Source organism: uncultured Tenacibaculum sp., from assembly GCF_947494125.1.
Taxonomy (GTDB): Bacteria; Bacteroidota; Bacteroidia; order Flavobacteriales; family Flavobacteriaceae; genus Polaribacter.
In genome coordinates this window covers 459,650-480,099 of the sequence record NZ_CANLTU010000002.1, presented here as the reverse complement: position 1 = coordinate 480,099, position 20,450 = coordinate 459,650, and the positions used below count along the sequence as shown (strand labels likewise).

Genomic DNA, 20,450 nt, shown 5'->3' with positions numbered 1-20,450 from the left:
TTTCTTCTTAAATATTCCTACTTTTACACTTTAAATTTTACTTAAAACTTTTTTAACTTGAAAGACGCAAACGCTATTCTCTCAACAGCAAAAGAAACCATACTTTTAGAAAGTAATGCTATTGCTAATTTAGCAAATTTATTAGACAGTTCATTTATTGATGCCGTAAATTTTATTTTCAATTCAAAAGGACGTGTAATTGTTACTGGAATTGGAAAAAGTGCCAATATTGCCAATAAAATGGTTGCTACTTTTAATTCCACAGGTACTCCTGCCGTTTTTATGCATGCTGCAGATGCTATTCATGGTGATTTAGGAAATGTACAAACTAATGATGTAGTAATTTGTCTTTCAAAAAGTGGTAATACTCCTGAAATTAAGGTTTTAGTCCCTTTAATAAAAAGTTCAAATAATAAAATAGTGGCTATTACTGGTAATCCGGATTCTTTTTTAGGAAAAAATGCAGATTTTCTTTTAAATTCTTTTGTTGAAAAAGAAGCTTGTCCTAATAATTTAGCTCCTACTACCAGTACTACTGCTCAATTAGTTTTAGGAGATGCTTTAGCTGTTTGTTTATTAGATTTACGTGGATTTACAAGTAGTGATTTTGCTAAATACCATCCAGGTGGTGCTTTAGGAAAACGTTTATACTTACGTGTTTCTGATTTGATAAAAAATAACCTAATTCCGAAAGTTAACACCACTGACAAGGTAACAAATGTTATTGTTGAAATTTCAGAAAAAAGACTGGGTGTAACTGCAGTTATTGATAATGATAATAGATTATTAGGAATAATTACTGATGGTGATATTCGTAGAATGCTTAGTAAAACAACAAAAATTGATGAGCTAACAGCTAACGATATTATGAGTAAAAATCCTAAGACTATAAATGTTGATGCTATGGCTGTTGAAGCGCTAGAAACACTAGAAAACAATAGCATTACACAAATTTTAGTTACAGATAATAATGACAACTACGTTGGTGTAGTTCATTTACATGATTTAATCAAAGAAGGTATATTTTAAAATGGCTGTAAAAGAAATGTCTTTTTTAGACCATCTTGAAGAATTAAGATGGCATTTAGTAAGGAGTTTTGCTTCTATTTTTATAGTTGCAATAATTATTTTCGCTAATATTAATTTTGTTTTTAACGAAATTTTATTAGCACATTTAAAACCAGATTTTGCTACTTATCAATTCTTTTGTAAAGTTTTTTCTTTCATAGGAATAGACAGTAGTTTTTGTTCCATAAATTTTAAACAAACACTACAAGCACTTAATCCTACACAACAATTAATGACTGGTATTTGGTCATCTTTAATCCTAGGGTTCGTAGTTTCTTTCCCTTATATACTATGGGAGTTTTGGCGTTTTATAGCTCCTGGTTTACATAGTTCAGAAAGAAAAAAATCAAGAGGATTTATTTTTACCTCTTCTTTCTTATTCTTCTTAGGGGTATTATTTAGTTATTATGTAATTTTACCTATGTCGGTATATTTCTTTTATAATTTTGAAATATCTGACGCAATTCAAAATAATTTTAAACTTGAAGCGTACATAAGTCTTATTACAAATACTTTGTTAGGTGTAGCTATTTTTTTCGAACTACCTGTTGTCATATTCTTTTTAACTAAAATAGGTTTAATTAGCCCTAGTTTTTTAAGAAAATATAGAAAGCATGCATTGGTTCTTGTATTAATACTATCAGCAATTATAACACCTCCAGATATTGCTAGTCAAGTAATAGTATCAGTACCTATCATGATTTTATATGAATTAAGTATTTATGTATCTCAATTTGTTATAAAAAAACAACAAAAAAATGTCACAAAAAGTCCAAGAGTTTAACGACTATAGAGCTAAAATGAATGATAAAATTTTAGCTTCCGATAATAAAGTAATGAAACGTATCTTTAATTTAGATACAAACGCTTTTAAAGAAGGTCATTTACCTGCAAAAACTAAAGAATTATTAGGTTTAGCTGCTTCTGCAGTTTTACGTTGCGATGACTGTATAGCGTATCATTTAGAAAGCTCTCACAAGAATGGAGTAACTAAAGAAGAAATGATGGAAACTATGAGTATTGCAACCTTAGTTGGTGGTACTATTTTAATTCCTCATCTACGAAGAGCTGTTGAGTTTTGGGAGGCTCTTGAAGAAAACAGTTAACAGATTATTAAGTTTTCTGTTTGTAGTTTTACTGTACTTTCGTAAAACCATTCAGAAATAAACGAATTATAATTAATGAAATTAAGAGCAGATAACATACAAAAGCTTTACGGTAGTAGAAAAGTTGTTAAAGGAATTTCTTTAGAAGTAGAACAAGGAGAAATTATAGGTTTACTAGGCCCAAATGGAGCAGGGAAAACTACTTCTTTTTACATGATTGTTGGTATGGTAAAACCTAATGATGGTCATATTTTTTTAGATGATGAAGAAATTACCACTGATGCTATGTATAAACGTGCTCAGAAAGGTATTGGTTATTTAGCACAAGAAGCTTCTGTTTTTAGAAAATTGTCTGTTGAAGATAATATCTTATCTGTTTTGGAATTTACTGATAGAACTAAAGCTGAAAAAAAACAGCGATTAGAAGAATTAATTGATGAATTCAGCCTTGGTCATGTTCGTAAAAATAGAGGTGATTTATTATCAGGGGGAGAACGTCGTAGAACAGAAATTGCTCGTTGTTTAGCTTCTGATCCAAAATTTATTCTATTAGATGAACCTTTTGCTGGAGTTGATCCAATTGCTGTTGAAGATATTCAAGGAATTGTAGCTCAACTTAAAAATAAAAATATTGGGATTTTAATTACTGATCATGATGTACAAGCTACGCTAGCTATTACCGATAGAACCTATTTAATGTATAATGGTGGTATTTTAAAAGAAGGAACACCTGAAGAGCTTGCCGATGATGAAATGGTACGTAAAGTATACCTTGGTAAAGACTTTGAATTAAAGAAGAAGAAATTTTAAGTTCTTATAACAAATAAAAAGGAGCTTTAAAGCTCCTTTTTATTTGTTATATTATCTATCTTAAATACTAAAACATATAACCTATCCCTATTTGAAAAGGTCTTGAATAAAATTTTGGTCCTACACCATTTTTTACAAAATTAGATAATCCATGATTATACCTAACTTCAAAAAACAAACCATTATTTAGCTCATATCCCAAACCTCCATTTAAACCTATACTAGAACTTTTTAAAGAATCCGTACCAGTTCCAGCACTTACAATAAACCCTACTTGAGGACCAACTTGGATATTTACCCCCGCTATCACAAAGTATTTCAACATTACAGGAATACTCACAAAATTTACTTTATAATCTTTAGCCCCTTCAGAAGAAAATAAAATTTCTGGCTGTATATGAAGTTTCTTACTTAGTTTAAAATCGACTAAACCACCAACATAAAAAGAAGTTCTTTCATCTGTATTACCAGATGTTGATGGTAATTCTACTTTAATTTTAGAAACGTTTAAACCTCCTTTTACACCAAATTGTTGTGAGTAAGAAGTTAATGAAACTGTAATTAAAGCGGCTAATACCAATAATTTTTTCATAACACTATTTTAAATTTTAAGTGAGCAAAAATATTTTTTTTCAAACACTTATAAAACTTTATTTAATAAAAACTATAATAATAGATCATACTAGAGCTCAAAGCTATTTTTCATATATTTAAGTTTTCAATTAACACCCAAATAATTATGTCTAAAAAAATTGGTTTAAAAGAAGCAATGTCTATCGGTATAGGTGGAATGGTTGGTGGAGGTATTTTTGCTGTTCTTGGTTTAGCTGCTGCTATGGCCAAAGGAGGAACTCCAATATCATTTTTAATTGCTGGGCTTATTGCTTTAATTACTTCTTATAGTTATGTGAAACTTTCTTTAAAATATCCAGATCGTGGAGGAACTGTTAAGTTTATTAACCAAGGATTTGGTATCAGTATTTTTAGTGGAGGAATAAATAATTTATTATGGGTTAGTTATATTATTATGCTTGCATTATATGCATCAGCATTTGGTTCGTATGCTCCTAACCTATTACAATTAACTAATGATAAAGTTGTAGATTCTCATATTTACGCTACTGCTATTGTTATTTTAGCTACAGCTATTAACTATTATAGTATTGCTGTTGTTGGAAAAATAGAATCGTATGCTGTAATTATAAAACTTATTATATTATTAAGTTTTGTTGTTGTTGGACTTTATGGTTTATTTGGAAATCCACACTTAGAACAATTATCTCCAGAACATTGGGAGTCTCCTTTTAAATTACTAACAGCTGGTATGGTTATTTTTGTAGCATATGAAGGCTTTGAACTTATAGCCAATGCTGCTCCAGATATAGAAAACCCTGAGAAAAATATTCCAAGAGCCTACTATTGGTCTGTAATATTTGTTATTTTTTTATATATCATTATTGCAGCTGTTACAGTTGGATCTTTAGCTTTTTCTGATATTGCCAATGCTCAAGATTATGTTTTAGCTGAAGCTGCTAAACCTATGCTTGGTAAAATTGGTTTTACCATTATTACTATTGCTGCTTTAATATCAACTTTTTCAGCTATTAACGCTTCTTTATATGGTGGTACTAGAGTAAATTATGAAATTGCTGAAGATGATGAGTTACCTTGTGAATTTACCCATAAGCTTTGGAATCAACCTATAGGTTTGTTAATAACTGCTATAGCAACAATTATATTAGTTAACACCTTAAAATTAGAAAGTATTTCTACAGCTGGAAGTGTTGGGTTTTTATTAATTTTTGCAGTGGTAAATTATGTTAGTTTTAAATTATACAAAGAAGTAAATGGCAAAAGAACAATTCCTTTATTAGGTTTTATTCTTTGTACAGTAGCAATGGTAGCTTTATTAGTACAACATTATTCAGTAAGTAAGTCTGATGTTTTTATCGCTTTAGGAATTATTGTATTTTGTTTTGCAGCTGAATTTATCTACAAAAAAACTGAACGTAAAAAAACTAACAATTAATGAACGATATTAAAAACATTGATCATCTATTAAATAAATGGCAACAATCTATTTTAGATTTTTTACCAAAAATTTTATTAGCTTTAATTGTTCTAATTAGTTTTTATTTTATTGCCAGGTTTTTTAAAAGTTTCGGCCAAAAATTTTATACTAAAATATTTAAAACAAAACCTGAGGCTGTTAAAATTATCGCTTCTATAATTTATTTTTTCTTTTTATTTTCAGGAGTCTTTTTAGCACTTGAAGTATTAGGTTTAGAAAATTTATTAACCAAATTATTAGCTGGAGCGGGTATTGTTGGTATTGTTGCTGGTTTTGCTTTTAAGGACATTGCTTCTAATGCTTTTGCTGGTTTTTTATTAAATGTACAGCACCCTTTTAAAATTGGCGATTGGGTTAAAATTAATAACACCTTTGGCACTATTGAAACTATTAGTTGGATTACTACTTCAATAAAAACAGTAACTGGGCAAGAAGTTTTTGTTCCTAATCAACTAATTTACAATAATACATTTACCAATTATTCTACCTATGGAAAAAGACGAATTGTTTTAAAAAGCGGTGTTTCTTATGGTGATGATTTAACTTTAGTAAAAACTGTTACTTTGGATGAAGTCAATAAAATTAGTAGCCTACTTAAAAATGAAACTGTAGATTTTTATTTTACTGAAATTGGAGATTCTACTTATAACTTTGAAGTTCGGTTTTGGATTAACTTTACACATCAAAAAGATTATTTAAAAGCTAAAAGTGATTTCATTATTCATATAAAAAAGCGGTTTGAACAAGAAAATATTTCAATAGCTTACAATGTTACTACACTTGATTTTGATGTAAAAGGCGGTGTTAATATTTTTGATAAACCAATTAATACTAAAACTGAATAATGCTTAGTTTTTTAAAAAATGTTTTTAATTACTTTTTTAATAGCAATACTTTTCAAAAAGGTGCTGCTTTAGCATATTATACTGTTTTTTCTTTATTTCCAATAATTATTATCATCACCTCTATTCTTGGGTTCTTTTTTGGAAAACAAGCTGTTTCAGGTGAAATTTTCGAACAATTAAAAGATATTTTAGGAAATGATGCCTCTATACAAGTTCAAAATATTATTAAAAATCAACATATAAATCACAATTCAATACTCACAGCTCTTATTGGTTTTGCTACTTTACTATTAAGTGCTTCTGGTATGTTTAGTCAAATTCATAATGCCTTTAATAGTATATGGAACATAAAAGAAAAACCTAAAAATAGCCTTATACGCTACTTTACAAAGCACCTATTTTCTTTTTTTATTCTTATTTCGCTGTTTTTTATTTTAATTATTAGTACTTCTTTAAATAGCTTTCTTTTAAAACATTCAAGTCATTTACAGAGTAGTTACCTATTTTCTTACATCTACGAGCATATCATCTCTTTTCTTATAACTTCAATAATGTTTTCTATTATGTTTATGTATTTAGGTGATGCAAAAATTAAGCTTAAACCTGTAGTTATAAGTGGAGTATTTACTTCTTTTTTATTTTTAATAGGTAAGTTTATTATTAGCTTTTATTTAAGTAAAAGTCATATTTCAACAACTTTTGGAGCTACTAGTATATTAGTATTAATAATGCTTTGGGTATACTACACTTCGCAAATTATTTTCTTAGGAGCTTCCTTTTTAAAAGTTTTAAGCGATAAACTAAACCTTCCTATTTTGCCCAATAATAATGCGGTAAAAATAATTCAACAAGAAGTCGATAAATAAATAAGATATTTTTAGCTAGAGTTTATTTCAAGTCTTTCTTCAGAAAAACAAATTCTTGATTTTCTTTAGGATAATCAGAAATGCGCCCAAATACTTTATAACCGTTATTTAAGTAAAAATCTTCTGCTTGAAAAGAAAATGTATCTAAAATAGCAATAGTTGCCCCTAACTGCTTTGCTCTATTTTCTGCTTCTATAAGTAGTTTGGTTCCTAAACCTACCCCTCTTGTATCTTCTCTCGTCCAAAGGATATCTATTTTAAAGCCTGCGTAATAACCTATATACCCAAAAACTCCTCCTACAACTTCATTGGCATCATTTTTAGCTACTAATTTTATAGACTCTTGAACTTTCTCAAGAATCCGTTCTGTTTGAAAATCATTTTATGCGTTTATTCCATTTAAAACAGTTTCTCCTTCTTCTTTTGTAATGCACTCAACTATTTTCATTAGCTCTTCACCAAATTATTAATTACTGAAAAAATAACATATAAGAGAATAATTAAAGGTACAGCTACAAATTTTAAAACTATTAAAAGTAATATAGATACTAATAAGAATATGTATTTTAAACGATTCTCTTTAAATCCAAAAGTTTTAAATTTTAATGCAAATAAAGGTATTTCTGCATTCATTAAGTAGGTTAATAATACTGTGATTACTATTAAAAAATACTGATTATTAATAATATCTATAAAAAAAGATTGCTCGCTAAACTCTACTATTAATGGCAAAGAAACTACAAATAGTGTCATAGCTGGTGTTGGAATACCAATAAAAGAATCAGATTGACGTGTATCTATATTAAAATTAGCTAACCTGTATCCTGCTCCTAAAGTTAATAACAATCCTAAATATGGTAAATTGCTTCCTGTTGCTCCATAAGAATCAATTCCAAAATAACTTGCTGCATCTACATCTAATGCACTTATAAAAAGCTGTAGCATAATAATACCTGGTACTACCCCACTAGTAACCATATCTGCTAAACTATCAAGTTGTTTTCCTAACTCTCCTTGAACATTTAACATTCTTGCTACAAAGCCATCAAAAAAATCAAAAACGATACCTGTAGCAACTAAAATAGCAGCACCTACAAAATCTCCTTTAATAGCAAAAATAGTGGCTATAGTACCACATAATAAGTTCCCTAAGGTTAATAAATTTGGAATATGTCTTTTCATGCTTATAGTATTCTGTATTTATAGCGAAAATAAGAAATCATTTTATCAAGTTTTAGATTTTACTTTTTTTTTGTCATATTTGTTAACAATAGCTATAAACAGAAAAACATGCCTATTCTTTCTTGTAATTTTAATCCAAGTTTACCATTTAAAAGTGCTCATTTTAATACAATGTATCGTCCTTTATTTATGAAAGATACAATTAATTATAAACGAGAAAGAATTACAACTTGGGATGCTGATTTTATTGATTTAGATTTTTCAATAATAGGTTCTAAAACATTGATTTTATTAATTCACGGTCTTGAAGGAAGTTCTGAATCTAACTATATGATAACAAATTCAAACCACCTAAACACTATTGGTTTTGATACTGTTTGTATGAATTTAAGAGGTTGTAGCGGAGAAGATAACTTACTTTTAGAAACCTATCACAGCGGAAAAACTGATGATGTAGATTTTATTATTAAATACCTCACAAATGACTATGATTATGAAAATATTGTAATTATTGGTTTTAGTTTAGGAGGTAATTTAACATTAAAATATTTAGGTGAATATGACAATAAACCTTCTCAATTAAAAGGTGCCATAGCAGTTTCTGTCCCTATAGATTTAACTACTTCACAAGCGGAGCTAGGTAAATTAAAGAATAAACTATATATGACTGAATTTTTAAAAACCATGAAAATAAAGTTATTAGAAAAAGCAGAAAGGTTTCCTGAATTTCAACTAAATAAAGATTTATTATTCAAAGCTACTAAATTTCGTCACTTAGAAAAGCAATATACAGTTCCTGTTTTTGGGTTTAAAAACTCAGAAGATTACTGGTTAAAAGCTAGCTCAAAGCCATATATCCCTAAAATAGAAGTACCAACACTACTTATTAATGCTTTAGACGACAGCTTTTTATCAAAAGAATGCTACCCTTTAGAAGAAGCTAAAAATATGTCTAATTTTCATTTACTGACTCCAAATTATGGAGGTCATGTAGGTTTTATGTCTTCTTTTTCAAATTCTGAGAATAAATGGCTAGAACAAAAAATAACTGGATTTATACAAAACAACATAGGTATTAATACTTAAAAAATAATATCCTTAAAAAAGTCAAAATTTTCTAATCATAAATTATCATATTTGTATAACCTAATTAGCTATTTTTTTTAGATTCATATCATGTTGAAAAAACACATTTCTTTCTTATTCATTTTATTCAGTTTTAACTATACTTTCTCACAAGTTTCTTCTACGTTAAGTTTATCAACCTTTTCACAAATTAGCATTATTACTTCAGGTCCAGGAGAAGCTTTATATGAAAAATTTGGGCATACAGCTATTCGTGTTAAAGACCCTGTTTTACAATTGGATTTACTATATAATTACGGTATTTTTGATTTTGACAACCCTAGTTTTTATACCGATTTTACTAAAGGTTATATGAAATATAAACTAGCTAGATATCCATTCCATTTAGCTTTAAAAAGCTCACAACAGGATAAACGTTGGGTTAAGGAGCAAATACTAAACTTAACTCAAGAACAAAGAAATCAGTTTTTCCAAATTTTAGAAATTAATGCTACTCCAAAGAATGCTGGTTATTTTTATGATCCTTTCTTTGATAATTGCGCTACTAAACCACGCGATATTATTAAAAAAGTATTGGGTGAAAAACTAATTTTTAAAGACAATTTTATTACCAAAGATCAATCATTAAGGCAATTAATGAATATAGAAATACACCCTAATACTTGGGGAAGTTTAGGTATTAATGTTGCTTTAGGAAGTAAATTAGATAAAATTGCTACACCTAATGAATATTTATATTTACCTGATTATGTTTTCGAAGCACTAAACGCTTCAAAAGTTATAAAAAATGATAAAGAAGAAAACTTAGTTTTTAAAACAAGTATTTTATTAGATTTTAAAGAAAAAGAAACAAATAGCGACAAAATTAGTCCATTTTTAATATTATTATTAATAGCTCTAGTTGGTGTATTTATTACTTATAAAGATTATAAAAACAGAAAAAGAACAAAGTGGTTAGATTTCACTTTATTCTTTTTGACTGGTATTATTGGACTTTTAATAGTGTATTTATGGTTTTTCACAAATCACAGTACAGCGCCAAATAATTTTAATTTTTTATGGGCTTTAACACCAAATATTATAGTAAGTTTCTTTTTATTAAAAAAACATACTCCAAAATGGCTTATAAAATATCTTAAGTTTTTAATACTTTTATTAGCTTTCATTCCAATAATTTCGATTACTAAGATTCAATTATTCTCAATAACCTTAATCCCTTTATTTATCTTATTAGGAGTTAGATATTGGTTTTTACAAAAAACTTTGAATAGCTAATTCATAACTTTGTAATCCAAAACCAGTAATAACACCTTTTGCATTTCCAGCAATATAACTTATGTGACGAAAATCTTCTCGTGAATGGACATTAGATATATGCACTTCTATTACTGGAGTTTCAATTCCTTTTACAGCATCACCAATTCCCACAGATGTATGCGTATAAGCTGCAGCATTTAAGATAATACCATCATAACTAAAACCAACTTCATGAAGTTTATTAATAAGCTCTCCTTCAATATTTGATTGAAAATAATACAATTCAACATCACTATATTTCTCCTTTAAACTTTTAAAAACATCTTCAAAAGAATTTGTGCCATAAATTTCTGGCTCACGTTTTCCTAATAAATTTAAATTAGGTCCATTTATTATAATAAGTTTCTTCATTATTGTTTATTAACTTTAGTAAAAATACTCTTTTATTTTTTTTTGCATAAAAAAAGGAAGCTAAATAGCTTCCTTTATAAAATTATTTATACTTTATTATAATTTAAATACTCCTCCAATGTTAAAGCTAGAACCTACATTCATTCTATCGAAAAGGCTAGACTTAACAATATTAGTAATTCCTACTAATCCTTGAGCATCAAACATTAAACTAAAATTATCTGACACTTCCAATTTATAACCAATACCATAAGAGATACCTAATTGAAACCCTTTTACTTCGTTTTTAAAAGAAATACCATTCTCATTTTCTGCAGTTAACAAGAAACCAGGAGTTACACCAAAATTTAAATTCCATTTTCTAGTACTACCAAAATGCCAATTGGCATTTAAAGGAATATTTAAATAATCTAAATTTGCTTCTTGAGAACCAAATTCAGTTCCCATTTTATCATAATTTAATCCAGAACGCAAACTCCATCTATCATTAAAAAAGTAATCTGCATTAACTCCAAATCTAACAGAATTTTTCGCATCTAATCCCTGTACTTGATCTCCATTAAATGTCGAAGTAGAATAACCTACATAAGGAATTAATTCAATATCCCCTGATTCTCTTTCTTGTGCACTTGCAGTTAAACCAAATGCTACCATAGCAATAACTAATAATCTTTTCATAATATTTTTTTTTAAAAAATTGTCCGGCAAAAATATACTTTTTTATAAAACCTACAAATTTTATTTCTAAGAATAAAAAAAGGCTTAATTATGCAATGCATAACTAAGCCTTTTTAAAAATTAATTTCTTCTATTTCTTATAAAGAAAAAGAGTAAACTCCACCTAAACCAATTGTAGAAGCAGTACCTCCATCAAGGCTTACACCTGAATAATCAGCTTGGATTGTAATTTTTTCAGAAACTTTGTAACCTACTACTGGTCTGTAATAGAAACCACTTTGAGTATTTGCTGAAGGTCTTACTCCGATTCCATATCCTAAATCAGCACCAACGCTAAATTTTTCAGATACACTATAACGAGCAGCTGCAGATACAGGTAAAAAAGCGAAATCAGCTCCAGCTCCATTAAAATGTAAATAAGATACAGAAGGTCCAACTTTAAAGTCATCAGAAACTTTAAATAAGTAGTTTGCTTCAATAGCTCCAGTTACATCAAAAGCATCGCTAGCGTCACCTACTGGTAAACCAATAGTACCTCCAACGTTTAATTCTCCTTCTTGTGCGTTAACAGCCATACCAAATGCCATCATAGCAACTAATAATAATTTTTTCATAATTTTAATTTAATTAATTATAATTTCGTCCGGCAAATTTAAATCTATTTTTACTCTTGATTGCATTTTTTTATGATAAAAAAAACATAATTTTATAATGAACTGGAAACAAGCTACATCGGACTATATAAACTATTTAAAAATAGAAAAAGGGCTTTCAAAAAACACCATTGACAGCTACTTAAGAGATGTGAAAAAGCTAATTTTATTTATTAATTTACTTAAAAAACATCCAACTCCTGTAAATATTACTTCAAATACCATTCAACAGTTCATATATGAAACTAGCAAGAGCATTAATCCTAGAAGTCAAGCTCGTTTAATATCTGGCCTACGTAGCTTTTTTGATTATCTAGTTTTTGAAGATTATAGAGAAGATAACCCTACCGATTTAATAGAAAGTCCTAATATTGCTAGAAAATTACCTGACACCTTAGAAAAAGGAGAAATAGATGCTTTAATTTCTGCAATAGATTTAAGTCATCCTCAAGGAGAGCGAAATAAAACCATTATAGAAACTATATATAGTTGTGGACTTCGTGTAAGTGAATTAATAAATTTACAACTTTCGGACCTGTTTTTTGATGAAGGCTACATCCGAGTTCTTGGAAAAGGAAACAAATACCGGTTTGTTCCTATACATATTACTACCATTCAGCGCTTAAATTTTTATATAAACGATATTCGTTGTAAAATTATTCCAAAAGTTGAAGATGAAGATATTGTTTTTTTAAACAGACGAGGAAAACGATTAACACGTCAAATGATATTTATAATCTTAAAAAATCTAGCTACTAAAATTAACCTTAAAAAAAGTATTGGGCCACATACTTTACGCCACTCCTTTGCAACTTACTTATTAAAAAACGGAGCAGATTTACGAGTTATTCAACAATTATTAGGACATGAAAGCATTACAACTACAGAAATCTATGTGCATTTAGATACAAGTTATCTTAAAGAAGTGGTTGAATTACATCACCCTAGAAGTGATGCTAATTTAAAAGAAGAATGAAAATAGCGGGTACAAAAAAAGGCAAGCTACCTACATCACACTGCTCAACCTAATACCCTTGCTGCGTTCCCGCCCTGGGGGATTCAAAGGGAGCTAGTTGTGTAGGACTTGCCGCTGCAAATTTACAGCCTTTTTTGAAAAAAACAACAAAAAAAAACTAGTATTTTTTGTAACATTTTTAACTCTTTGAATACTAATGTATTGTTTGGTATATTTTTTTAAAAATTAAAATCATCCAAAACAAAATAATATATTTGTTAAACTAACTAAATTCACACAATGGAAAATCAAACAAACAGTAAAAGTATTATTATTAACAACGGTTTAATCTTAGGTACAATTAGCGTATTAATGAGCTTAATTATGTACGCCTTAGGAAATCACTTAAATCCACATTGGTCATTATCTTTAGTTTCTACTATTTTCACTATTGCATTTATTATTTTAGGAATAAAAAAGTATAAATCTATTAATGATGGTCTTATTTCTTGGGGACAAGCTGTAAAAATTGGTGTAGGTATAACAATATTAGCAGCATTAATTAGTGTTATTTATAATTATATTTTTATTTCTTTTATTGAACCTGACTTTATGAACCAATTACTAGAAGTACAGAATCAAAAAATGATAGACGGTGGAATGTCTGAAGAACAAATTGAAGCAGCTAATGAGATGAGCAAGAAATTTAGTTCTCCTTTAATAACTAGTGCTATAGGTATTATTGGAGCTGCTATACTAGGTTTTATAATTTCAGCAATAGCAGGTGCTATTATGAAGAAAACAGAAGAAAACGATTATTAAGAAGAGTTTAAGAGGTAATAGTTTAGAAAAATTAATAAAGACTTTGTAACTTTACCTTTTTAAATTTTGCAACAAATAATATGGATATATCGGTAGTAATACCACTTCTAAACGAAGAAGAATCTTTACAAGAATTACACGATTGGATTGCAAAAGTTATGCAATCCAATCAATTTTTATACGAACTTATATTTATTGATGATGGTAGTACCGATACTTCATGGCAAGTAATTGAAGAATTATCATCTAAAAACAAATCAGTTAAAGGAATACGCTTTCAAAGAAACTATGGAAAATCACAAGCCTTAGATGCAGGTTTTGGTATAGCGACTGGTAGTGTTGTAATAACGATGGATGCTGACTTACAAGACAGCCCAGACGAAATCCCTGATTTGTATAACCTTATAATTAACGAAAACTTCGATTTAATTTCTGGTTGGAAAAAGAAGCGTTATGATAACGTTGTTACTAAAAATATTCCTTCAAAATTATTTAATTGGGCAGCTAGAAAAACATCTGGATTAAAATTACATGATTTTAATTGTGGATTAAAAGCCTATAAAAACGAAGTTGTTAAAGCAGTAAAAGTAAGTGGCGAAATGCATCGTTATATTCCTGTTTTAGCAAAAAATGAAGGTTTTAATCGTATTGGAGAAAAAGTTGTACAACACCAAGCACGTAAATATGGAGTAACTAAATTTGGAATAGATCGTTTTATAAATGGTTTTTTAGATTTAATTACCATTTCATTCTTATCTAAGTTTGGAAAAAGACCAATGCACTTTTTTGGTCTCTGGGGTAGTTTTATGTTTATTTTCGGGTTCTTTTCTGCCTTTTTTATTGGTATGATGAAACTATATAGACTTTCAGTAGGAGCAAAAACTATTTTAGTTACAAGTAATCCTTGGTTTTATATAGCACTTACTTCAATGGTTTTAGGTACTTTATTATTCCTCGCTGGCTTTTTAGGAGAATTAATTATTAAAAGTAACCCCCAACAAAAGCATTACGCAGTTAAAGAAAATTTAAATTTTTAAAACCCGTATCTTTGTACGTTTTTAATTTTACACATGGAAGAGATCTTAAATAAAGCTAAATTATGGCTTTCTGATTCATTTGATTCAGAAATAAAAGAAGAAATTCAACAATTAATCGATACTAACTCTAATGATTTAGCTGATCGATTTTATAAAAATTTAGAGTTCGGTACTGGTGGAATGCGCGGTGTAGTTGGAGCAGGAACTAACCGAATTAATAAATATACTTTAGGAAAAGCAACTCAAGGCTTAAGTAATTATTTACACAAAGTATATCCAAATAAAGAATTAAAGGTAGCTATAGGTTACGATTGTCGTCATGATAGTAAATGGCTAGCAAAAGTTGTTTCAAATGTATTTTCAGCAAACAATATTAATGTTGTTCTTTTTGAAGACCTACGCCCTACTCCCGAATTATCATTCGCAGTAAATCATTTAGGTTGTGATGTTGGAATTGTATTAACAGCTTCACATAATCCACCTGAATATAATGGATATAAAGTATATTGGACTGATGGAGGTCAAATAGTACCTCCTGAAGATAAAGGTATTATTGATGAAGTAAACTCATTAGAGTTTACAGATATTAACTTTAATGCTAATGAAAAACTTATCTCTACTATTGGAAATGAAGTAGACGAAGCTTTTTGGAATGCATCAATTAAAAATGGAACCTTCAATGTAAAAGGACGTAATGATTTAAAAATTGTTTTTACCTCTTTACATGGAACATCTATAAAATTAATACCAGAAGTTTTAAAACGTGCTGGGTATACACAAGTTCATATTGTTGAAGAGCAAGCAGAACCAAACGGAAGTTTCCCTACAGTAAAATCACCAAACCCAGAAGAACCAGAAGCTTTACAAATGGCTGTTGATTTAGCAAATAAAATTGACGCTGATATTGTTTTAGGTACTGATCCTGATTCTGATAGAATTGGAATTGCAGTTCGTGATTTAGACGGAAACATGAAATTATTAAACGGAAATCAAACCATGAGTATGATGACCGACTTTTTAATTAACGACTGGAAAACACAAGGAAAATTAAACGGAAAACAATTTGTAGGATCTACTATTGTTTCAACGAATTTAGTAAATGAAATTGCTGATTCTTACGGAGTAGAAACCAAAGTAGGTTTAACTGGTTTTAAATGGATTGCTAAAATGATTAAAGACTTTCCTTCTCTAGACTTTATAGGAGGTGGAGAAGAAAGTTTTGGGTATATGGTTGGTGATTTTGTTCGAGATAAAGATGCTGTTACCTCTGCCCTATTGGCTTGTGAAATTGCCGCTGATGCTAAAGCAAATAACAGTTCTTTTTACAAAGAATTATTAAACCTTTATACACGTCATAACTTTTATAAAGAACATTTAATAGCTATTGTAAAAAAAGGAATGGATGGAGCAGCACAAATCAAGCAAATGATGATTGATTTACGCAACAGTCCTTTTACAGAAATAGACAACTCTAAAGTTGAATATTTATATGATTATCAGTCTTCTATTAGAAGAAATTTAATTACTGGAGAGAATACTACTATTGAAGTTCCAAAATCTAATGTATTAATTTATCATACTCAAGACGGAACAAAAATAGCAGCTCGTCCTAGTGGGACAGAACCAAAAATAAAGTTTTATTTCAGTGTAAAAGCTTCATTAGATACTATTGAAAACGCTCAAGAAACTGAAGATAAATTAGATGCTAAAATTCAACGAATTATTAAAGAATTAAATTTATAATGGGATATTTTAAAGACATTTTAAAATATGAGAAGAAATATAGAAAGTTTACCGTTTTAAATATTGTATTCAATATTTTTTATGCACTTTTTAATGTGCTTTCTGTATTAGCATTTATTCCGGTTTTAAATATTCTTTTTGGAAAAGAAAAAAAAGTTATTTTAAAACCTGAATATGAAGGAATAACTAACCTTGGAAGTTATGCTGAAGGTAATTTTAATTATTTTATCTCTCAAAAAATAATTAATGATGGTGAGATTAATGTGTTGTTTTTTATATGCATGTTATCTTTATCTCTTTTTTTTCTTAAAAACTTTTTTAGATATCTAGCTTCCTATTCTATAACCTTTTTAAGAACAGGTGTAGTTAAAGATTTAAGAGATAAATTATATAATAAACTGGTAGAATTACCTATTTCGTATTTTACAGAAAAAAGAAAAGGTGACATTATAGCTCGAATGACCTCAGATGTACAAGAAGTTGAAATCTCTATACTAACTTCAATTGAAGCAATTGTAAGAGAACCTCTTACTGTTATTATAGCTATTTCAATAATGATTTCAATGAGTGTTAAACTAACCTTATTTGTCTTTATTCTACTTCCTGTTTCTGGTTTTATTATTTCATCTATTAGTAAAAAACTAAAAGCAAGTTCTGTAAAAGCCCAAAAAGAAACTGGAACATTTTTATCTTTTATAGAAGAAACATTAACTGGTTTAAGAGTTATAAAAGGTTTTAATGCTGAAAGTGTTATTGAGAATAAGTTTAATAAATCAACTACTAAATTTAAAAATTTAATGACTAGTGTTTTTCATAGACAAACATTAGCATCTCCTATGAGTGAATTTTTAGGTTCAGCAACTATTATTGCCATTTTATGGTATGGAGGTAGTGAAGTTATAAATAAGACTAGTGATTTAGAACCAAGTAAATTCTTAGCTTATATTCTTTTATTTTATACAGTTTTAAACCCTATAAAATTAATTACAACTGCATATTATAACATTCAAAAGGGAGAAGCATCTGCTGAAAGGATTATGCAAGTTTTAAATACAGAAAACAGCATAAAAGATAAAAAGAATGCTATTAATAAAGAAAACTTTGAAAGCGAAATTTCTTTTAGCAATATTTCTTTTAAATATAAAGATGAATATGTTTTAAAAGATTTTTCATTAACAATTCCAAAAGGACAAACGGTTGCCTTAGTTGGTCAATCTGGAAGTGGAAAATCTACCTTAGCCAATTTAATTACTCGTTTTTATGATGTAAATAAAGGAGATATTTCAATTGATGACAAAAATATAAAAGACATTTCAAAAAAGTCTTTAAGAGATTTAATGGGAATTGTAACTCAAGACTCTATTCTTTTTAACGACACTATTTCTAATAACTTAAAACTTGGAACAGAAAATGCATCTGAAAAGGAAATTAAAGATGCCTCTGAAATCGCAAATGCTTATGAGTTTATAAAAGACTTACCTGAGCAATTTGAAACGAATATTGGTGATAGTGGTAATATGCTTTCTGGTGGACAAAAACAACGTTTGTCTATTGCCAGAGCGGTTTTAAAAAATCCACCTATCATGGTTTTAGATGAAGCTACTTCAGCATTAGATACTGAATCAGAACAACTAGTTCAAGCAGCTTTAGAAAAAATGATGGAGAATAGAACTTCTTTAGTCATAGCCCATAGATTATCTACTATTCAAAAAGCTGATAATATAGTTGTTTTAAGAAAAGGACAAATTGTAGAACAAGGTAAACATGAAGAATTATTGAACAAAAAAGGTGAATACTTTAAACTTGTTTCAATGCAATCATTATCATAAATAAAAAAAGAGAAGTTTAAAACTTCTCTTTTTTTATACTTGTAATTCTAAACCTAACTTCTTTCCTCTTTCAATCATAAAATTATAAGAAGCTTCATGTTCATTAGGGATTTTACCATCTAAAATTGCTTCTTTAATAGCTTCTTTAATTTGCCCAATTTCTCTACAAGGAGTTAAATTAAAAGCCTTCATTATTTCTTCACCAGTAATGGGTGGTTGAAAATTACGTACTCTATCTCGTTCTTCAACTTCTTTAATTTTTTCACGAACTAATTCAAAATTTTTATGATAGCGTTTAAACTTCTTAGAGTTTTTTGTAGTTATATCAGCCTCACACAAAGTCATTAACGAATCTACATCATCACCAGCATCGAAAACTAATCTACGTACAGCAGAATCTGTTACCTCGCTAGCTAAAACAATAGGACGAGAACTTAATAATACCATTTTTTGAACAAACTTCATTTTGTTATTCAATGGCATTTTTAAACGTTTGAATAATTTATATACCATTTTAGATCCTACAAACTCGTGCGCATGAAACGTCCAACCTTGCTTTTTATGATAACGTTTTGTAGGTGCCTTACCAATATCATGTAATAAAGCAGCCCAACGTAACCATACATCTTCGGTGTTTTCAGAAATATTATCAACAACCTCTAATGAATGGTAAAAATTATCTTTATGCTTTTGCCCTTCAATCTCCTCTACTCCTTTTAAAGCAATTAATTCAGGTAGAAGTTTTTTTAATAAATCCGTTTCTTCTAAAAGTAAAAAACCAATTGAAGGTTTTGGAGATTCTAATATTTTATTTAATTCAACTACAATTCGCTCTCTAGTAATAATATCTATTCTAGAAGCATTCTTTGTAATTGCATTTAATGATTCACTTTCAATTGTAAAATCTAATTGAGATGCAAAACGAATTGCTCGCATCATACGCAAAGGATCATCAGAATACGTTATATCTGGATCTAATGGTGTTCTAATTATTTTAGCTTCTAAATCAGATATTCCACCAAAAGGATCTAATAATAACCCAAATGAATCTTTATTTAAACTTAACGCTAGCGCATTAATAGTAAAATCGCGTCTATTTTGATCATCTTGTAAATTTCCAGATTCAACCTCTGGATTTCTACTATCTTCTGTATAAGATTCCTTTCTAGCACCAACAAACTCTATTTCCGTTTCTTTATAACGTAACATTGCTGTTCCATACGTTTTAAAAACCTGTACTTTAGGAGTGTTAGGTAATAAAGAAGCTACTTTTTGTGCTAATTCGATTCCGCTACCAACGGTAACAACATCTATATCTTTAGCATTTCCTCTTTGTAAAATAAAATCGCGAACAAACCCACCTATCACATAACTTTCTAGTTGTAATTCTTCTGTTGCTTTTGATATATATTGAAATATTTCAGCAGTAATTGCCTCTTTATAATATTGCTGTTGCATCTAATTATTCTCTTATCACAATTACAGAACCTTTATCAATTCTTAAAATTGTAGATGATTTTTTTGTTTTCTTCTCTCTATGCAAATCTACCACATAATCTACACTATTTAAAATAGCTTTACTTATTTCTGTAAATGATTTTGGTGTTGGTTCTCCACTCATATTTGCCGAAGTTGACACTATAGGTTTTCCAAATTCTTTTATTAATTCTTGACAAAATTTATCCTGCGGAATACGAATTGCGACTGTATTATCTGAAGCAATTGTATTATCAGCTAAGTTTTTAGGATTGTTATATATAATTGTTGTAGGCTTTTTACTTTCCTTTAAAATTTTTAAAGCATCTTCAGGTATTTCACCAATATACTCCTTAAGCATTTCTATTGAATCTACTAAAATGATTAAACTTTTAGATTCTACTCTATTTTTAATTTCAAAAATTCTTTTTACAGATGCTGCATCTGTAGCATCACAACCTATCCCCCAAACGGTATCTGTAGGATATAAAATGACATTTCCTTTTCTTAAATATTTTTCTGATTTGTGAATTTCTTCCAACATCTTTCTATTAT

General features: G+C 28.7%; 22 protein-coding genes and 1 other RNA gene. 14 read left to right on the top strand and 9 right to left on the bottom strand.

The genetic code is table 11. The annotated features are described in order from the left end of the window. Positions 1-57 precede the first annotated feature (57 nt). The 4 genes from Q0881_RS05755 (at position 58) to lptB (ending at position 2,984) form a co-directional block, all read left to right on the top strand. On the top strand, positions 58-1,029 hold the full coding sequence (locus tag Q0881_RS05755) for a KpsF/GutQ family sugar-phosphate isomerase (RefSeq protein WP_299157640.1): 972 nt from the start codon (positions 58-60) through the stop codon (positions 1,027-1,029). A 1-nt stretch (position 1,030) separates the two neighbouring features. Further along, positions 1,031-1,852, top strand: a complete 822-nt coding sequence (gene tatC, locus Q0881_RS05750; protein WP_299157638.1) for a twin-arginine translocase subunit TatC — start codon at positions 1,031-1,033, stop codon at positions 1,850-1,852. After that, positions 1,827-2,174, top strand: coding sequence for a carboxymuconolactone decarboxylase family protein (locus tag Q0881_RS05745; protein ID WP_299157636.1), 348 nt, complete (start codon positions 1,827-1,829; stop codon positions 2,172-2,174). Before tatC ends, Q0881_RS05745 begins: the two co-directional genes overlap by 26 nt. A gap of 75 nt (positions 2,175-2,249) precedes the next feature. Beyond that, positions 2,250-2,984: an LPS export ABC transporter ATP-binding protein gene (gene lptB / locus Q0881_RS05740; protein WP_299157634.1), complete on the top strand. Its 735-nt coding sequence runs from the start codon at positions 2,250-2,252 to the stop codon at positions 2,982-2,984. Positions 2,985-3,051: 67 nt separating this feature from the next. Here lptB and Q0881_RS05735 read toward each other — a convergent pair whose 3' ends face one another. Further along, the gene (locus Q0881_RS05735) at positions 3,052-3,576 is read right to left on the bottom strand and encodes a porin family protein (protein ID WP_299157632.1); all 525 of its coding nucleotides are present in this window, start codon (positions 3,574-3,576) and stop codon (positions 3,052-3,054) included. A 147-nt stretch (positions 3,577-3,723) separates the two neighbouring features. Between Q0881_RS05735 and Q0881_RS05730 the strand changes: the two genes are divergently transcribed. From Q0881_RS05730 to Q0881_RS05720, 3 genes are read left to right on the top strand one after another with little or no spacing between them, the layout of a single operon-like run. Beyond that, a complete protein-coding gene (locus Q0881_RS05730) occupies positions 3,724-5,013 on the top strand; it encodes an APC family permease (RefSeq protein ID WP_299157630.1) in 1,290 nt (429 codons plus the stop codon). Then, positions 5,013-5,900, top strand: a complete 888-nt coding sequence (locus Q0881_RS05725; RefSeq protein ID WP_299157628.1) for a mechanosensitive ion channel — start codon at positions 5,013-5,015, stop codon at positions 5,898-5,900. The genes Q0881_RS05730 and Q0881_RS05725 overlap by 1 nt, the downstream gene beginning before the upstream one ends. Further along, on the top strand, positions 5,900-6,766 hold the full coding sequence (locus Q0881_RS05720; protein WP_299157627.1) for a YihY/virulence factor BrkB family protein: 867 nt from the start codon (positions 5,900-5,902) through the stop codon (positions 6,764-6,766). Before Q0881_RS05725 ends, Q0881_RS05720 begins: the two co-directional genes overlap by 1 nt. A 22-nt stretch (positions 6,767-6,788) precedes the next feature. Here the strand turns inward: Q0881_RS05720 and Q0881_RS17870 are convergent, their stop codons facing one another. Then, a complete protein-coding gene (locus Q0881_RS17870; protein ID WP_366139555.1) occupies positions 6,789-7,127 on the bottom strand; it encodes a GNAT family N-acetyltransferase in 339 nt (112 codons plus the stop codon). Positions 7,128-7,213: 86 nt separating this feature from the next. Continuing rightward, a complete protein-coding gene (locus Q0881_RS05715) occupies positions 7,214-7,948 on the bottom strand; it encodes a CDP-alcohol phosphatidyltransferase family protein (protein WP_299157626.1) in 735 nt (244 codons plus the stop codon). Positions 7,949-8,056: 108 nt separating this feature from the next. On the opposite strand from Q0881_RS05715, the gene Q0881_RS05710 reads away from it, so the two are divergent. Beyond that, positions 8,057-9,034, top strand: a complete 978-nt coding sequence (locus Q0881_RS05710; protein ID WP_299157624.1) for an alpha/beta fold hydrolase — start codon at positions 8,057-8,059, stop codon at positions 9,032-9,034. 90 nt (positions 9,035-9,124) lie between these two features. Next, positions 9,125-10,309 (top strand): DUF4105 domain-containing protein, encoded by a 1,185-nt coding sequence (locus Q0881_RS05705; RefSeq protein WP_299157623.1) that lies wholly within the window; start codon positions 9,125-9,127, stop codon positions 10,307-10,309. On the opposite strand, the gene aroQ is transcribed toward Q0881_RS05705, so the two are convergent. From aroQ to Q0881_RS05690, 3 genes are all read right to left on the bottom strand, one after another. After that, positions 10,286-10,702, bottom strand: a complete 417-nt coding sequence (aroQ, locus tag Q0881_RS05700; protein ID WP_299157622.1) for a type II 3-dehydroquinate dehydratase — start codon at positions 10,700-10,702, stop codon at positions 10,286-10,288. The two genes, Q0881_RS05705 and aroQ, sit on opposite strands and share 24 nt — an antisense overlap. A gap of 96 nt (positions 10,703-10,798) precedes the next feature. After that, positions 10,799-11,380: a porin family protein gene (locus tag Q0881_RS05695; protein WP_299157621.1), complete on the bottom strand. Its 582-nt coding sequence runs from the start codon at positions 11,378-11,380 to the stop codon at positions 10,799-10,801. A gap of 137 nt (positions 11,381-11,517) precedes the next feature. Then, positions 11,518-11,994 (bottom strand): outer membrane beta-barrel protein, encoded by a 477-nt coding sequence (locus Q0881_RS05690; protein ID WP_299157620.1) that lies wholly within the window; start codon positions 11,992-11,994, stop codon positions 11,518-11,520. Between the two features lie 97 nt (positions 11,995-12,091). Here Q0881_RS05690 and xerA point away from each other — a divergent pair, with 97 nt between their 5' ends. Further along, positions 12,092-13,009: a site-specific tyrosine recombinase/integron integrase gene (gene xerA, locus Q0881_RS05685; RefSeq protein WP_299157619.1), complete on the top strand. Its 918-nt coding sequence runs from the start codon at positions 12,092-12,094 to the stop codon at positions 13,007-13,009. 16 nt (positions 13,010-13,025) lie between these two features. Here xerA and ffs read toward each other — a convergent pair. Beyond that, positions 13,026-13,123: signal recognition particle sRNA small type (gene ffs, locus Q0881_RS05680), an RNA gene on the bottom strand. Positions 13,124-13,288: 165 nt separating this feature from the next. Here ffs and Q0881_RS05675 point away from each other — a divergent pair. The 4 genes from Q0881_RS05675 (at position 13,289) to Q0881_RS05660 (ending at position 18,419) form a co-directional block, all read left to right on the top strand. Beyond that, positions 13,289-13,810, top strand: coding sequence for a DUF4199 domain-containing protein (locus Q0881_RS05675; protein ID WP_299157618.1), 522 nt, complete (start codon positions 13,289-13,291; stop codon positions 13,808-13,810). A gap of 80 nt (positions 13,811-13,890) precedes the next feature. Continuing rightward, positions 13,891-14,847: a glycosyltransferase family 2 protein gene (locus Q0881_RS05670; protein WP_299157617.1), complete on the top strand. Its 957-nt coding sequence runs from the start codon at positions 13,891-13,893 to the stop codon at positions 14,845-14,847. A gap of 33 nt (positions 14,848-14,880) precedes the next feature. Then, entirely contained in the window at positions 14,881-16,590 is a 1,710-nt protein-coding gene (locus tag Q0881_RS05665; RefSeq protein WP_299157616.1) for a phospho-sugar mutase, read from the top strand. Then, entirely contained in the window at positions 16,590-18,419 is a 1,830-nt protein-coding gene (locus Q0881_RS05660; protein WP_299157615.1) for an ABC transporter ATP-binding protein, read from the top strand. The genes Q0881_RS05665 and Q0881_RS05660 overlap by 1 nt, the downstream gene beginning before the upstream one ends. A gap of 33 nt (positions 18,420-18,452) precedes the next feature. Here Q0881_RS05660 and Q0881_RS05655 read toward each other — a convergent pair whose 3' ends face one another. Continuing rightward, positions 18,453-19,877 carry an HD domain-containing protein gene (locus Q0881_RS05655; protein WP_299157614.1) on the bottom strand — a complete coding sequence of 475 codons (1,425 nt, stop codon included), beginning with the start codon at positions 19,875-19,877 and terminating at the stop codon, positions 18,453-18,455. A gap of 4 nt (positions 19,878-19,881) precedes the next feature. Continuing rightward, positions 19,882-20,439 carry an L-threonylcarbamoyladenylate synthase gene (locus Q0881_RS05650; RefSeq protein WP_299157613.1) on the bottom strand — a complete coding sequence of 186 codons (558 nt, stop codon included), beginning with the start codon at positions 20,437-20,439 and terminating at the stop codon, positions 19,882-19,884. Between the last annotated feature and the right edge of the window lie 11 nt (positions 20,440-20,450).